Here is a 14,992-nt window from a genome sequence, read left to right on the forward strand (position 1 = left end):
CGAAGTGTTTTGTATGACTTCGACTTTCTGATTTTTCCTCCTCAAATTATCCCGGATTTTCAGGAATTTTCCCTCATAATCACCTTGCACAGGTTGGCGATCGCCTCAGTATAATTACTATATATTTTATTGTCAAAAGCAACTATTAACGCGCAATTAACCTAGGCTTAACCTAGGGAAATACACGCGATAATAATTATGTATGAAGTTTACCAGATTTACTAGATTCCTGGCTTTGGCAAAAATTGGGGATTTGACTAGAGATTAAACTGCCTTTTTGAGTGTAGTTGATTTTGCCATACGTACAGCTTCTGCCACTGCCTCATCCAAGCTTTCTACAACTTCAACAAATACATCTGCTTGGGTTTTCATATTGGCTAATAATTCTCTGGCATGGGCAAATTCAGAACCCGCGAGACGCACAATTAAACGGGGTAAATGACTTTCTCGTCGGTTGCGACTATTGCTGCGAACGATTTGCGGTTTGTTAGTTCTTTGGTTGTGAATGAAATTAGTAATAATATCTCCGACTTCGCTACCTTGGGGTACAGTCCCTAGAAAGTTAATCAATATAACTTGAATACTGCGATCCACCGCCAAAATATTTAAAGCTTTTTCTAAACGTTCTCGAAAAGTCGTGGGGGAAGTGTCAATGGGGGAAGCATGGCGTAAATTTAGACAAACTCCAGGTTTACCACCAGCATTGGCAACTAAATCTAATGTCGCCATCACCGAACCTGCACCGTTACCAAGAATCCCAATCTTGCCATTCAACTCTACACCTTCCCATTCGGCAAGTTTACGGTTAGTATCTCCACCGGGGTAACGATTTACCATTTTTGTCGCCATCTGAGCAATATCTGGGTGTCTGGCGATCGCCCTCTCATTTACAGTCACATTCCCATTCAATGCCATAACTTGACCAGAAGCACTGATGGCTAAAGGATTCACCTCCACTAAGTCTAAATCCTTTTCTAGGAATAACTGATACATTTTTTCTACAACAGTACTCACAGACTGCATCAAGGAACCCTGCAAACCCATTTTTAACGCTAAACGACGGGCATAAAAGGGGGAAAATTCCTGCTCAACCACAACGTGTTGGATTTTCTCTGCCGCAGATTCCCAATCCACGTCAGCTTCCTTACAGCCTAATAATACTGGTCGGCACAGGGCTGTATCTAAAACAACCGCCAGATAAAATTCTTGCTCTGCATCGTATTTCGCTTCTGCTAACAGGACTTCTGGCAATTCACCCATGATGGGCAGGTTAAAAATATTTTGGGCAGCAGCGATCGCGTCAATGGTTGTCTCTACAAACCTTACACCACCTACCTTTGCTCGTCCCTCTCCATGTACCTGGGATTTTAAGACGATAGGATAGCGGATTTTCAGGCGTTTGAGATCCGTGGGATGGTCAATTCGCTGAGAAGGCAATACAGGAATGCCAATATTCCCAAACCATTCTTTTACTTGGTACTCCAATAAATCCATTGACACACACCTTGATTTTTGCCAGTTAATAAGGGTTATTTTTCGCTGCCATCCGGGTTTAACAACGGTTCTCACTAGAGGCAAGGATAGGAGAATTACTGGATGGTGAAAACCACCAACAGAGTAATTCTGTACCAGGCGTTTTTGAGAACTACTGAAGTCACAACCATCAGCAATCTATTTTTATCTTGCCCAAAAAAATCACATTCATAACCTGTCTGAAAGAAAATTTACCTCGTGTCTTAGTTATCAACTATCAATTATTTGTCTGCCAATAATTTTATCTAATTACGTTCAGGGAGTAAATTCCGTACTCACCCCCCATGCCATAATCAATAGAAAATATTGATTTTGCGATGGGCAGAACCGTTAATATATCAGGATTTGGCGTTTTTTTTGCAAATATTTATAACCACCAAATTGTATCATTGCTTGCTTTTTGAACAAAAAGTAATTAATAGTATCAGTATTTTTTCTCGCATTATTTAACACCCGCATCTATGCCAATCAACCTTGATACATTTATTGACTAAGTATTTTCTAGGCAATATCATGGTGATGGATTGTTTGAGAACAATTACCGGAAATTATAAATAGTTCTCAATTATGACATGACTATTTACCTGGTGGCTATAGTTGAAGATACTTTCCATGGCAAAGCAGATTCACTGCACTTTGATTAATCCTTAACTGCCACTTGCTGCATCTTTATGTAACGTTTTATCAAGAATATTTTGGTAGATGCCTTCCCTCGTAGCCTGTTTTCCCTCAACTAGCAGGCGCGAAACTGAGAAAAACTGGATTTCTCAAGTCAAACCTGCAAGCCCTGGAATATCAGAATTTGACCAATGTTTTTCTTCTAATAAAAATATTTGGTGAAATCAGAGAATTTGTGTTAGAAAATTGTTCGTTCGGATTCAACGCTTGTGGTTGGTTAAACTGTGTACCTGCATTCTCCAAATCAAACTCCTGTACTGAATGACTGGGAAGAGAATCCAAATAATCTCAACCCAGAATGGTTGAAGAAATCAACATTTCTCCAAGAAGATTTGCGATTTTTAGCTCAAGTTTTACAAGAACAGTTACGAGCGGAAGTACCCTCTGGGGAGTTTTTCCGGGTGAAATGTGTTGTCAAAAATGACAAAATGATGATTCTTACCCAGCATCCCCAGGGTGTAGCAACTGATACTGAGGAAGTTTTTGACTTGTTGACAGAAGTGCTATTAGCGATACCCAGTCATCAAGAGCAGGATGTGGAATTATATTTGAGAATAGCTGGTGTGAAGCTACCCTATGCCAAGCGGAGTTTGACGGTGGTTCCCAATGGGAATATGGCATCATCGACTCCCAGTATCGCCGCAGATTTTGTCGAAGTTCCAGAAGAGACTCCCCAAACCACAGAACAAGAGACGGATTTCAGTGCAACTTCCCCATTGATATTTGCAGATGATGCTCTTGTTGAGAACTACGATCCCATGGCGGATATGCCAGAAACTTCCGTCACCTATAATCCCCCTGGGAAGTACAGAGGAATTCTGGGTGCTGGCATCCTTGCTTTAGTTGTATTGATGGGTACTGGTACTTACTTGTTAACCCGCCCCTGTGTGCTTTCTGGGTGTAAGCAGTTACAGGATGCCCAGGAATTACAGCGTCAGTTACAGCAAAAATCAGGGAGTCTGAAATCTGAGAAGGAACTAAGTGGTTTAGAGAAAAGACTGACAGAAGTTGGGGAAGAGTTAAAAGTTATACCTGCCTGGTCTCCATCAGGAGGAGAAGCGGCTACGTTAGCTGCCAATTTATCAGAGCAAGCGCAAATCATCAATCAGGTGCAACAAGCATTAAAAGCAGGTTCAGTGGCTATAGAAAAAAGTCAAGCCCCAGCAAAAAATCTGCAAGATTTACAATCTAGACAGCAAATGTGGCGACAGGCGATCGCCCCCTTGGAGGCAGTGAAGCCGAATAGTCCGGCGTATGACTTAATACAACCCAAACTAGCTGTATATCGAGTCGGTTTACAAGCCATCAATCAACAATTACAAACCGAGGAAAGGTGGTTACAAAAACTGGCAGCCGCCCAAAAGGTAGCCCAGGCAGCAACCCAACGGGAAGGTACAGCCAAAACTCTCCAAGATTGGCAGCGTGTACAGTTCACCTGGCAAATTGCGGTAAATGCTTTGTCTCCCATCCCCCAAACTAGTTCTGCCTACCCGGAAGCCCAAAGACTCTTGACAGAGTATAAGCCAAAACTCAGTGTAAACCGCGATCGCGCCACCAGAGAACTCCTCGCAGCTAAAACCTATAACCAAGCTATCAGCGCTGCGGCTCAAGCCAGAACCTATGGAGAGCAAAAGCAATGGCAAAAAGCTGTTGTCTATTGGAATCAAGCACTAACCAGCATCAAGCAGGTTACCCCTGGTAGTATCTATGCCAACCAAAGCCAAAATCTTTTAGATTCCTACTCTACCTCCCTACGACAGGCAGAAGAACAATTACAGATGGCAACAGTGCAACAAAAAAACCAGACAGACTTGGAAAAAACCTGTTCTGGCACAGTCAGAATCTGTAATTACACCATTGATGAACGAGGAATTATTGTTAATATTACTCCAGAATATGAGCAAACCTTAGCAGCAAACATCAATGCCGCCAAGACGCAGAACGATGCCACAACATTTAATAGTGTGACCAATCATTTACAAATTCTCCAACAAGCCTTAGAGGTAATTAGTGATAATGCGAATTTACCCCTAGTCGTCTATGATGCCCAAGGGCAACAAATCCATCAGCATATGCCTTAAATGAAAACAACAAGCAATAGGGCGATCGCCAGACTAATTGCTGCTAGATTCGACTAAACGTAATTTTTGTGACAACTTCAGATATTTAATCCAAGGCTGTTCTGATAGTTGGGATATTTGATGGGGTGAGAGGGTAGCAGTAAAGACTTCTCTACCATCATTGACTTGGTTAACACCCATATTTTCCAGAAATTCTATTGCTGGGGAGTCTATGCTGGCTTGGGTGTGAATAAAGACGACAAAACTACGTGTATCTGGGTTCTCAACATTACTTAGCCCCATTGCTAGGGCAGTATCCAGCTTTTGATAGTTCATATAGTGGCTCTGATAAGACAAAGGTAGGCTTTTGCTCACCTGAGCATTAACCTACCAGATTTCTGGATGGCGATCGCCTACCTTTGTATAGAATTTATATTAGCAATGGGTAATCAGAGAAAGGGGTTATCTATTCCTGAAATTACTTATTACCCAAACCACCAGCATTCAGCAAGCCAAAGCCCCACTTATTATCAAAAGCACCAGGTTCTTTACCAGGAACAGAGCTATTTTTCTTAAAGAGTTCCTTGATAGCTTCTGGGGTGAGGGTGGGGTCTTGCTGAAGCAGTAAAGCAACCACACCAGTGATGAAAGGTGTTGCCATACTAGTACCAGCCATTGCCACAAATTTGGAATTGATAATCATTGAACGAGAAAATTCTGCGCTTGAGGAAAGTGCAGAGATAATCATGGCTCCAGGTGCAGCAACATCAGGCTTATACGTATTATTACGGAGGGGACCTTCACTGCTGAACTCAGAAATTGTATCTAATTCTAAGCCCAGTTTCCGATTTTTGCCGTCGATGTCCACATACTCGTTTCTGGTAGTGTAGGAAGCAACGGTAATTGAACTCTTGGATGCACCAGGAGAACCGATTTTCATGGTGTCAGAAATACTGCGACCACTGAAAAATACAGAACCCACATCATCTAAAGTCCAAACATCCGCACGAACTTCGTTACAGGAGGTGTTCCGTAACCGTAACTGCCAAACTCCACCGGGAACAGGTTGATTAAAACGACTATTACCACTCCCACGAATTTGCACGAAGAAATTATAATCCCCATTAGCTTGGTCAGGACCTGGGGTGACAATTTGAATCTTGCCATCGGGTAAGGTGAATTCCTTCGAGGGGTTGCCATTGGTGACAACGGGTTGGAAGGGAGTAATGAAACCGTTGGGACTACGAACGGAAACTTCTAATTGACCATTGCTCGTGTACCAACCGTTTAGCCAAATGATACCTACTTGGTTGTAGGGTACAGCAAAACGCATGGTACGCATAGCATTCCCAGGGAGAATTGCTTGACCGTGGATATTGTCATTACCTTCATTCCCCGCAGCACAGCAGACAATCCGACCGGGACCAGATTCCGCATCAATGATTTTGGATAGGGAATCACTACCATCATGAGCGTCAGCGTGTCCCCCTAAGCTGAGGTTAACTACTGCGGGTCTTCCCATTTCCCGTGCGATACGGAAGATATAACGGATACCATCGGCAATGTGAGCATCCTGCATATCGGTCTGGACGACTACCAAATCTGCTTCCGTAGCTACTCCACCATAGGTATTATCAACTCCTGCGGCGATACCAGAAACGTGAGTACCATGACCGTTGGTGTCCTGGGAAATAGTCAGTTTATCTCCCGATAATTCGGCACCATAACCACCTTCACTGACTCCGGAACCGGGGAGGTTTTGATCCCAAATCCGCAAAATCCGTCCCGCAAATGCAGGATGTTTGGGGTCGATACCACTATCAACCACACCGACAATCACACCTTTACCTGTGAGTCCGGTTTGATTTTTAAACTCTGGTAATTTCACTTTACCGGGAGCGGTATCCATGGATAATTTCATCTTGCGAGATGGTTTAATCCGTTGGATGGCTGCCTCTTCCGAAAGGGAATCTAAACTATCGATGGGTAAGTATGCGGTTCTGACAGCACCAGAACTTTGGTTGATTTCAATTCCGTATTGTTGCAAATGACTCAGGTCTGCTTGCTCATCACAGTAGATAAATACGACACTACGGGTCGGTTTGAGGCTGGTTTTTGGGGAGACAATACCGAGCGATCGCTTGTGTGTATTTAAGGCTTCTTGCCCTTCTCTTTGATAATCTTCGTATGCTAAAAGCAGTCCTGGAGATAGTTTTTCTGGTCTCATTATTGTCCTCAAAAATTTAGTTCAATTGGTGCAGAATTTTAGCAGAATCTTTTGTTTTGATGATGAAAGCTTAGATTATTTTTGTATTTTTTTTATCTTTCATCACTAAATCTAACTATAGTTATCTAGTCTTGAATGTAGACTAAATCACACGGTTATAGACGAGAAGCGTGATAATGTAAAGGGCGAAGGAACCCACATTAGGGTTACATCTGGGACAAAAGAATTTACGAAACTTGTTTACAAAACTTTGTAAATATCTCTATCTGTTGTGTAATTTGTTAATTCTGATTATCTGCATAGAGAATCCCCTGTACATCTGTACGGAATTCACAATTAATATAAGACACAAAGCCGCTTTCCGTAGGGTATGGTTAGTACCGCTACGCGGAATTCGTAATTCGTAATTCGTAATTCGTAATGGTCCCTGCGGGAGAGCTAACGCTAACGTAATTACTTTGCTGCAAGTGTTTCAGACATTTGGAATGGGTGGTTTACTTCAGCCGCCCTGTACTAGTTTATTTACACGGCTCTGGGAAGAGCATCGCCAATTTTAGGTATGATTATTCTGGCGAACAATATTCCCAGACCATAAAGCTTCAACTTCCTGCTGTTGCTGTGCTGCGGTAAATCTTTCCCAAGCAATTCCGTTGACATCTATATCTTCTGAGAAGGTAGATGCGGTGTCATCTTCCCAACCGAGATGTCTTAATTTTTCGGTATCATAGGAGAAGCGAATGGAAAAATTCAGGGTTTCAGTACGCCATAGGGCATACTCATTGGGAACGATAATGCAAGGTTGATGTCCGAGTCGTTGGGAATAGTCGGCGATCGCTGCTTCTAAGTCCGTAACGCTGATTGCAATGTGAAACTTTTTACTCATGTGATTTAATCAAGTAAACGTTAAGACCAAAGAAACCCAATTTCCTAGACATTGCTGCTTAGTAGAACCCAACTTCGTTTGTTGGTGAGTAATGAAGTTTCTCCTTAAGTGCTTTTGCTCAAAAGTTCACTTCCTAAATATCATCTGAGATGTGAAACTTGACTTGATACAATAATACATTTTGTTGTCAAATAGTTTTTAATTAGCCATAGCTACTGCTAATAATTCTTCAATTTCCCAGTCACTTAACCCTAAAACAAAACTTTGTTCTCCTAATCGATATTTTTCATGCAAATCATCTGCCAATATTGGAGAATCGGCAGGTAATAGCATCATCGATTCTCTGGCAGAAATCCCATTTAATAACCTCATGGCTCTGTCGTACTGTTCTTGGCTTATTTCTTCTAAAACAAACCTTTCATATAATTTATCTAATAGTGGCTTTTTCCTCTCAAACTCCATTTGTAAGCGCTTTTGCATTTCCTCTGCTTTTGCCTGAGTAATACAGGGTTCATTCGGATAGCCTAAATCTTGAAACATATTTCTACTAGCATTATTACAGGTGACAGCTAGAGTCATGGCTGCGGGGATAAGACAATTAAATCTACCAGAATAACTAATTCTTTGTTTGTAAACTAGTGACTGAGCAAACCTCAAGGATTGTTCCCCATAGGCTAAATTAATAGATACATCCCAAGACCATAAAGCTTTAGCCCAATCTAGAGTATTTGCCGAGTTATTAGTTTGATTCACACTAGGTTCAAACTTAAAATACTCAACACTACTATTCACTTGTTGATTGACCGCTTCAAAAATTTGTTTCCCCATTTCCAAAAACTGACGACCATATCTTTCGTTATCCAGGGAACCTTCAATTAAAGTTAGCTTAATAATTTTATCACGACGCATATCCTGAATTAACTTATCATAGTCACCAAATTTTAATTTGAACCATCCTAGGGACAGTCCAGCAGATATACGTCTACGAACATAAGACCAAACTTGACTTAAATTTGCTTCTACTTCTACAATCCAGGGGTCTCCCTGAAACTCTGCATAGCCGGAAAGATTGATACCAAAGGAAGGATTGGGAATCACTTTATTGCCCTCACCTTGAGTAGCTGCAAATTGTGCAAATAAACTATTGCCAGTACTAATTAAATAATTAAAAGATGTCCCTAATTGAATTGTTTCTGGAAATTTAATATCAGAATTTTGGTCTATATAGAGTGCTTTATCAGCAATTACAGGTCTCACCCTCACTTGACTCAGTGGTAGCGGTAAGAGAGCCGGATTTTTCAAGTTATAAACTCGATTAATTCTCTCAATCAATTGCTGTCTTTGTTCTTTAGTAATATCAATTACTGCCCTTCCAGAAAGAATTGCCCCCACCACACTATCAATTCTATTTCCCCTTTGTACAAAAAAAGGTTTACCAATACCCCAATAGGTGACTTTAAAGTCTTGTAATGTTTCTCCTAAAATGCATCTTACCGCAGTAGGATGATAAAAGAATTGATTGGCTTTTTCACTGTCTTGATATGCTGTGACTCCAGAGATAGACACACCTTTACTGAATATTGCAACCATAATGATTTTCTGTAATTGTTACTGATAACTCTCTGCCCATGAGACAATTCGACAATTCATTAACTTACTCAAAAGTTTACATGAATAATCCTGGATTATCATAACGAATTCTGATTCAGAAAAGATATTTTTAGCAACTTATGGGACAAAATAATTTATCATTACCCAATGACTGTCTATTACGTGCAGCACAACCAAAAGATATTTGGTCAATTCGCTGGTTAGTATTGTCTGCCAAACTAGATCCCACACAGCTAATTTGGCAACAATTTACAGTGATTGAATGTGCCGGAAAAATAATTGCCTGTGGACAATTACGTAATTTTACAGAGGCGCAAGAGTTGGGCAGCTTAGTGGTAAAACCCCATTGGCAAAAACAGGGTTTGGGGAGTTTGCTGGTAGAACATTTGATTACATCTCGCCGTCACCCTTTATATTTGGAATGTTTGGGTGTTAATTTAACACGGTTCTACAGTCGGTTTGGTTTTGCGAATATCGATTTTGCGGAATTACCTGCATCTTTAAAGCAAAAGTTCAGTTTATCCCACAAAGCTCAAAAGTTAAAAATACTACCAGTTATTTACATGAAATACAGAGGAGATGACTAAATCTTGCGCATTTTTTCTTTAACAGGGTCAAAACCGGGAGAAAATTTTGTACTGTCGTCATAGCAAGCACCAGTTAAATTTGCTCCATAAAGTTTTGTATATCTGAGTTTTGCTCCTCGGAAATTTGCTTCCATCAACTTTGCACCACTGAGGTTTGCCCTGGTTAAATTAGCTTGGGAAAAATTGACACCACTGAGGTTTGCACCCCATAGCTTTGTCTTTGCCAGGTTTGCACCACTTAAATCAGCCGCGTATAAATTAATTCCTGCCAAGTTTGTTTGAATTAATTTAGCTTTGAGGAGACTAATTCCCGTAAAGTCTCTTTCTCCTAATTTATAGCGTTTGACTAACTCATCTGCGTTCATATTTCTTTAAAAATCTGTCAGTAAAGTTGTGGTAAATTGTAGCGATTCTTGTTTTACACTGAGGATTACTTACAGAGATAGTAGTTCGATTTTAGCTCATGTTTATGAGTAATTTGATAGGTGAGAATCAATCCCTGGCGAGAATTGTGCAGACTGCTGATTGGGTGACACATCATCCCATCATTAGTTTAGTAGTTGTATTATTATCTTTAGCTGTGATTGCTAGTATTATTAAAGCAATTATTCGGCTGATCGAAACCGCTAGCTGGTCAATCTTGAAATTTCCCCTTCAGTTATTAGCAGCTATATTGAAATTTATTCTCTTATCCTTAATGGAAACGATTGGCTTAGTTTTCAAGCAAATTAAGTCTTCTCCATCAGAGAGTGATGTGATTACCATTACGGATGTGCAGACTGTACCAAGCTACGAGGCTAAACAAAAAAGGTTGTCGGAAATATCCCAAAGACTAGCGACTATTCAACAGGAACAGCAGCTGTTGTTGAAAGAAATCGCAGAATTGATTGATAAGGATAGTAACTAGTTGATTAGAGAAAATTAATCTCTTGCTTTTTTTCGGCTAATGCCTTATAATAATGAGTCTGCGGACGTATAGCTCAGTTGGTTAGAGTACGTCGTTGACATCGACGGGGTCACTGGTTCGAATCCAGTTACGTCCATATCGCGGAAATCAGTTAGTACTGAATAATTTGTGACTTTACCCATAACTTTGCCGCAACGGCAAGCTTATGCTTCCAATAGAGGGCGGCAAACTTATGGTTCCAAACCAATTTCTTTTCGGGCTGCTTTAAGGGCATTGCGGACTTCTTTATCGCGGAAACAACCTGGTTTAGCTAATAAACTGGAAATAGCTGATTATGCTTTATTTGTGCAAAGGGAACTTCTCGCTATTGTTGAAGCAGAAACAGTCTCTACTGGCACACAAAATTTTTTAAAACAAGCGAAACTCAAAATGAAGTGCGGAATGGGGGTAGAGAATCCCCAGATATGAGAAAAAGCGATCGCTGACGCGATCGCTAATAAATTTCTGAGTCATCCGCATGGGAAATTATATCGAACGGGAAAATTTTTGTTCCTTAGCTATCATCCGAGCATCAAAAATTACAGCAATATTTCTGACCAATAAACGACCGATGTCTGTAATATAGATATCATCTGGGGATAGGCTAATTAAACCATCCTGTTCTAGTGCCTTTAAGGCATTGAGTTCCCTGGCAAAATACTGATCAAAGTTGATGTGATACTTTTCTTCGATATCTTGCTTGTGTAATTTGGCATGGGACATAATACACATAATCACATCTCGTCTGAGGATATCATCCGGGGTGAGTTTAATACCCTTACAGATGGGTAATTTGCCAGCATCGATCGCCCGATAATAATCCTTGAGATTTTTGTGATTCTGAGCATAGGCTTCTTCCAGCATACCTACAGATGTTGCCCCAAAACCAAATAATTCTGCCTGCGCCCAGGTGGTATATCCCTGAAAGTTGCGTTTGAGGGTATAATCCCGCTGGGCGATCGCTAACTCGTCATGAGGTTTAGCGAAGTGATCCATGCCAATAAATAAGTACTTGCTGCGAGTTAATTCCTCAATTGTCATCTTGAGAATATCTAACTTTTCCTGGGGTGCTGGTAGTGCTGACTCTGGAATACGTTTTTGTACAGGTTTTATCCAGGGAACATAGGCAAAATTAAATACGGCTATTCTGTCAGGATCTAATTGGATTGTCTTTTTAATCGTCTCCTCAAATGTCTGACGATTCTGATAGGGTAAACCGTAAATTAAATCAACATTAATACTCTGAAAACCTGCTTCTTTAATCCAACCCATGACTTCAAACAGCATTTTCTCCGGTTGTACGCGGTTTACTGCTGCTTGTACTTGAGGGTGGAAATCTTGGATACCAAAACTAATCCGATTAAAGCCAATTTCCCGCAGGAAGAAAACATAGTCTTTGTCGATGTAGCGAGGATTAATCTCAATCGATATTTCCGCCCCAGGGTCAACAGAAAAATTCTTTCTGATATTATCGAATATACGTTCTATCTGTTTCTGACTCAGATAATTAGGAGTTCCACCTCCCCAGTGAATTTGTACTACTTCCCTTTGGGAATCTATCAAAGATGCTGTTTGTTGAATATCTTTGACAAGATAGTCTAAATAAGGTGTGGCAATATTCTTATTGTTAGAAACTACCACATTACAGCCACAAAAATAACAAGCGCTTTCACAAAAGGGAATATGGAAGTATAAAGAAAGCGGTGTTTTGCGCTGATTGGAGTTGGCGATCGCCTCCCGGTATTCTGCTTCTGTAAATTCTGATTGTAGTTCAGTTGCGGGAGGATAACTTGTGTATCTCGGTGTGGGAGTATCGTACTTTTGAATAATATCTAAGTCAAATCTCACACCAGGTATTTGAAAAACCATTGGTTCGTTTCCAGTAAATAATAGTAATGGGAAGGGGAGTGATGTCGTTTTGCTCCAAGTCAAAATTAAAGATAATGGAAGCTGGAATTCATCAAAATCACAGGATTTGTGCTTTTAATTAATTCAAATTTATTTCCATTATTCATTTTTGCATTCAGAATTCCAAACAAGTCAACAAATCAGGTTATTTTGATAAATGCTATCTATTAACAGTTATCAATTACCCATATTAATGACTAACTAATTCTGTACTACCAGGGTTGTAACCTTGAGTCAAACTATTAAATAAAGCCTGTCCAATTGATTGAATTAAATTACCTTCTAATTCCTGCGCCATTTGCATGTTAAAAGCAAAAGAACTATTTGCTTCCGCAACGATTTTATCGGCAGTTGCATCATCAACGGGAATGGAATCTAATGCTTGACGATATTTATCTTTAAACGTTTTCTTGTCGGGAATCTGTTCAAAATTATAAAAACTAGTGCCTGTATAACCATCTAATTTTAAAGATGATTGGGCAATTTTTTGTAGCATTTGACCCCCAGAAAGGTCGCCCATATACCGAGTATAGGCATGTCCTAATAACAAAATTGGTTCTGTGGCAGAAATTTCTCGAATTCGAGCCACAAATTTTTGCGCTGCGGGAGAAGGAGTAATTTTTTGTCGCCAATCTTTGCCATAATAATATTCCATATCTTGCTCTAAATTGGCTTGACGATTCAGTTCAGGAAAATAAAATTTACTAATTAATGGATTATTTTGATGACGCTGTATTTCCCCTTCTAAAGTGCTGTAAACGAAGTATAAATTACCTAAAAATCTTCCAAAACAAGCTTTGTCTACCACACCCTTGAGAAAACATTTCATAAAACCCACATTTTCTGCTGCGGTGTGAGCTTTTTGAGTTCCATTGCGGAGCTTAATCGCTAAATTGCTATTCATAATTTGTTCCTGAATTTTCTTATTTGTCATGGAGAGAGCAGAGTGATACCAATTGGTAATAAATATGTCTGAGATATGGCAATCCTGTTTCATTGGTAAGAATTTGTGGGGTTCTTATCTCTCACCAAGAAATTAAAACTGCTATCGATTACTCAACAGGGTGGAAAAAGATCTGCATCGCTTGAATCAAGCAAATATCATTATTGATGCAGATCCGAACCATGTTGATTTCTACCACAGATATTTAACTACTGAATAAGTCTATAGTTGTAGAGATATTCACATTTTTTCACAATTGATGATTTACCCAGGAATAATTACCCATGAAGCTATACTGTGCAGGCATTCCTCCACTCTTTTCAATCTAGCTTATAAAATCAATTTTAAAAAATAGTTTAAATATTTTTGCAAATTCTAGACCTTGATGAAGATTTATGGTTATATAGCTATAAAAACATAAGCTTGGGAAATCCTATGGTTCAGTCTCTCCCCACACCCCAGTCAGAATTACTTAAACAAGGTGTAAAAGCACCAGTCAAAGAAACTTTATTAACACCAAGGTTTTATGTCACTGACTTTGATGCGGTGGCAAATATGGATATTTCTGGCGATCGCCAAGAAATTGAGGCAATAGTCAACGAGTTGAAAGCAGACTACAATCGCCATCATTTTGTGCGGGATGAAGAGTTCAAGCAATCATGGGATCACATCGACGGAGAAACCCGTGCAGCGTTTATCGATTTTCTCGAACGTTCTTGCACTTCCGAGTTTTCAGGATTTCTCCTATTTAAAGAATTATCACGACGCATTAAAGACCGCAACCCCTTACTCTCAGAAGCTTTTAGCTACATGGCAAGGGATGAAGCACGTCATGCGGGATTTTTAAACAAAGCAATGGCGGATTTTCATCTTTCCCTTGACCTAGGGTACTTGACAAAAAGCCGTACATATACATTCTTTCCCCCAGAATGGATTATTTACACCGTTTACCTATCAGAGAAAATCGGTTATTGGCGGTATATCATCATGTTCCGTCATTTAGAGAAACATCCAGAAAACCAGTTTTATCCCCTATTCCGCTACTTTGAAAGCTGGTGTCAAGACGAGAACCGTCATGGAGATTTCTTTAAAGCATTACTGCGATCGCAGCCCCAACTGTGGAATAATTGGCAAGCGCGTTTGTGGTCAAGATTCTTTTTACTGACAGTCTTCATCACCCATTCCCTGACAGTATTTGAGAGAGCAGACTTTTACCATTCCGTCGGTATCAATCCTCGCAAATATAACATTCAAGTCATCGAAAAAACCAACGAAACCTCAGCTCGAGCATTTCCAGAGATTTTAAATACCAACCATCCGGAATTTTTCGATCGTCTGGAAAAATGTGCCGAGGGTAACTATAAATTAGAACAAATTGCCAAGAGCGATCGCCCCCCAGCCATTAAATTCTTGCAAAAGACAGGTGTGATTCTCTCAATTCTGGGACATTTCCTCAAACTGTATTTCCTCCCTACTATCAATGCAGAGTCCATTCGGGAGACAGTGAATTAGTCTAAGTAGGTCGGTGTGAAAATTTCAATGTATGTCATTGCGAATGAAACGAAGTGAAATGAAGCAACCGCAACGGTTTTGTCAATTTTACATTCTGTTACATA

Annotated in this window: 13 protein-coding genes and 1 tRNA gene; 6 read left to right on the forward strand and 8 right to left on the reverse strand. The window is 40.1% G+C overall.

What is annotated here, in order from left to right:
• Positions 1 to 264: 264 nt before the first annotated feature.
• Positions 265 to 1,494, reverse strand: coding sequence for a succinate--CoA ligase subunit beta (locus IJ00_RS01405; protein WP_035149290.1), 1,230 nt, complete (start codon positions 1,492 to 1,494; stop codon positions 265 to 267).
• A gap of 941 nt (positions 1,495 to 2,435) precedes the next feature.
• On the opposite strand from IJ00_RS01405, the gene IJ00_RS01410 reads away from it, so the two are divergent.
• The gene (locus IJ00_RS01410) at positions 2,436 to 4,292 is read left to right on the forward strand and encodes a hypothetical protein (protein ID WP_238178412.1); all 1,857 of its coding nucleotides are present in this window, start codon (positions 2,436 to 2,438) and stop codon (positions 4,290 to 4,292) included.
• A gap of 33 nt (positions 4,293 to 4,325) precedes the next feature.
• Here IJ00_RS01410 and IJ00_RS01415 read toward each other — a convergent pair whose 3' ends face one another.
• The 4 genes from IJ00_RS01415 to IJ00_RS01430 all read right to left on the reverse strand — a co-directional run bounded on the left by IJ00_RS01415 (position 4,326) and on the right by IJ00_RS01430 (position 8,971).
• Complete coding sequence (locus IJ00_RS01415; protein ID WP_035149292.1) at positions 4,326 to 4,607, reverse strand: hypothetical protein; 282 nt, start codon at positions 4,605 to 4,607, stop codon at positions 4,326 to 4,328.
• A gap of 142 nt (positions 4,608 to 4,749) precedes the next feature.
• Complete coding sequence (locus IJ00_RS01420) at positions 4,750 to 6,498, reverse strand: S8 family peptidase (RefSeq protein ID WP_035149294.1); 1,749 nt, start codon at positions 6,496 to 6,498, stop codon at positions 4,750 to 4,752.
• 553 nt (positions 6,499 to 7,051) lie between these two features.
• Positions 7,052 to 7,381, reverse strand: a complete 330-nt coding sequence (locus tag IJ00_RS01425) for a hypothetical protein (RefSeq protein WP_035149296.1) — start codon at positions 7,379 to 7,381, stop codon at positions 7,052 to 7,054.
• Between the two features lie 198 nt (positions 7,382 to 7,579).
• A complete protein-coding gene (locus IJ00_RS01430; protein WP_035149298.1) occupies positions 7,580 to 8,971 on the reverse strand; it encodes a hypothetical protein in 1,392 nt (463 codons plus the stop codon).
• Positions 8,972 to 9,111: 140 nt separating this feature from the next.
• Between IJ00_RS01430 and IJ00_RS01435 the strand changes: the two genes are divergently transcribed.
• A complete protein-coding gene (locus tag IJ00_RS01435; RefSeq protein ID WP_035149301.1) occupies positions 9,112 to 9,579 on the forward strand; it encodes a GNAT family N-acetyltransferase in 468 nt (155 codons plus the stop codon).
• On the opposite strand, the gene IJ00_RS01440 is transcribed toward IJ00_RS01435, so the two are convergent.
• Positions 9,576 to 9,944: a pentapeptide repeat-containing protein gene (locus tag IJ00_RS01440; RefSeq protein ID WP_035149304.1), complete on the reverse strand. Its 369-nt coding sequence runs from the start codon at positions 9,942 to 9,944 to the stop codon at positions 9,576 to 9,578. The two genes, IJ00_RS01435 and IJ00_RS01440, sit on opposite strands and share 4 nt — an antisense overlap.
• 104 nt (positions 9,945 to 10,048) lie before the next feature.
• On the opposite strand from IJ00_RS01440, the gene IJ00_RS01445 reads away from it, so the two are divergent.
• The 3 genes from IJ00_RS01445 (at position 10,049) to IJ00_RS01455 (ending at position 10,954) form a co-directional block, all read left to right on the forward strand.
• Positions 10,049 to 10,486, forward strand: coding sequence for a hypothetical protein (locus tag IJ00_RS01445; protein ID WP_035158281.1), 438 nt, complete (start codon positions 10,049 to 10,051; stop codon positions 10,484 to 10,486).
• A gap of 62 nt (positions 10,487 to 10,548) precedes the next feature.
• Positions 10,549 to 10,622: transfer RNA gene (locus IJ00_RS01450), tRNA-Val, on the forward strand.
• Positions 10,623 to 10,654: 32 nt separating this feature from the next.
• Positions 10,655 to 10,954 carry a hypothetical protein gene (locus IJ00_RS01455; RefSeq protein ID WP_035149307.1) on the forward strand — a complete coding sequence of 100 codons (300 nt, stop codon included), beginning with the start codon at positions 10,655 to 10,657 and terminating at the stop codon, positions 10,952 to 10,954.
• Positions 10,955 to 11,011: 57 nt separating this feature from the next.
• Here IJ00_RS01455 and hemN read toward each other — a convergent pair whose 3' ends face one another.
• A complete protein-coding gene (gene hemN / locus IJ00_RS01460; protein WP_035149310.1) occupies positions 11,012 to 12,394 on the reverse strand; it encodes an oxygen-independent coproporphyrinogen III oxidase in 1,383 nt (460 codons plus the stop codon).
• 229 nt (positions 12,395 to 12,623) lie between these two features.
• Positions 12,624 to 13,337, reverse strand: coding sequence for a heme oxygenase (biliverdin-producing) (locus tag IJ00_RS01465; protein ID WP_035158282.1), 714 nt, complete (start codon positions 13,335 to 13,337; stop codon positions 12,624 to 12,626).
• Between the two features lie 474 nt (positions 13,338 to 13,811).
• Between IJ00_RS01465 and acsF the strand changes: the two genes are divergently transcribed.
• On the forward strand, positions 13,812 to 14,888 hold the full coding sequence (acsF, locus tag IJ00_RS01470) for a magnesium-protoporphyrin IX monomethyl ester (oxidative) cyclase (protein ID WP_035149312.1): 1,077 nt from the start codon (positions 13,812 to 13,814) through the stop codon (positions 14,886 to 14,888).
• The last annotated feature ends 104 nt before the right edge of the window (positions 14,889 to 14,992 follow it).

It is taken from the genome of Calothrix sp. 336/3 (assembly GCF_000734895.2).
Lineage (GTDB): Bacteria > Cyanobacteriota > Cyanobacteriia > Cyanobacteriales > Nostocaceae > 336-3.

What these genes read in the sequence shown, in the direction of transcription:
- IJ00_RS01405 (WP_035149290.1), bottom strand. Translation starts at nt 1,494, where the DNA reads ATGGATTTATTGGAGTACCAAGTAAAAGAATGGTTTGGGAATATTGGC.
- IJ00_RS01415 (WP_035149292.1), bottom strand. Translation starts at nt 4,607, where the DNA reads ATGAACTATCAAAAGCTGGATACTGCCCTAGCAATGGGGCTAAGTAAT.
- IJ00_RS01420 (WP_035149294.1), bottom strand. Translation starts at nt 6,498, where the DNA reads ATGAGACCAGAAAAACTATCTCCAGGACTGCTTTTAGCATACGAAGAT.
- IJ00_RS01425 (WP_035149296.1), bottom strand. Translation starts at nt 7,381, where the DNA reads ATGAGTAAAAAGTTTCACATTGCAATCAGCGTTACGGACTTAGAAGCA.
- IJ00_RS01430 (WP_035149298.1), bottom strand. Translation starts at nt 8,971, where the DNA reads ATGGTTGCAATATTCAGTAAAGGTGTGTCTATCTCTGGAGTCACAGCA.
- IJ00_RS01435 (WP_035149301.1), top strand. Translation starts at nt 9,112, where the DNA reads ATGGGACAAAATAATTTATCATTACCCAATGACTGTCTATTACGTGCA.
- IJ00_RS01440 (WP_035149304.1), bottom strand. Translation starts at nt 9,944, where the DNA reads ATGAACGCAGATGAGTTAGTCAAACGCTATAAATTAGGAGAAAGAGAC.
- IJ00_RS01445 (WP_035158281.1), top strand. Translation starts at nt 10,049, where the DNA reads ATGAGTAATTTGATAGGTGAGAATCAATCCCTGGCGAGAATTGTGCAG.
- hemN (WP_035149310.1), bottom strand. Translation starts at nt 12,394, where the DNA reads ATGGTTTTTCAAATACCTGGTGTGAGATTTGACTTAGATATTATTCAA.
- IJ00_RS01465 (WP_035158282.1), bottom strand. Translation starts at nt 13,337, where the DNA reads ATGAATAGCAATTTAGCGATTAAGCTCCGCAATGGAACTCAAAAAGCT.
- acsF (WP_035149312.1), top strand. Translation starts at nt 13,812, where the DNA reads ATGGTTCAGTCTCTCCCCACACCCCAGTCAGAATTACTTAAACAAGGT.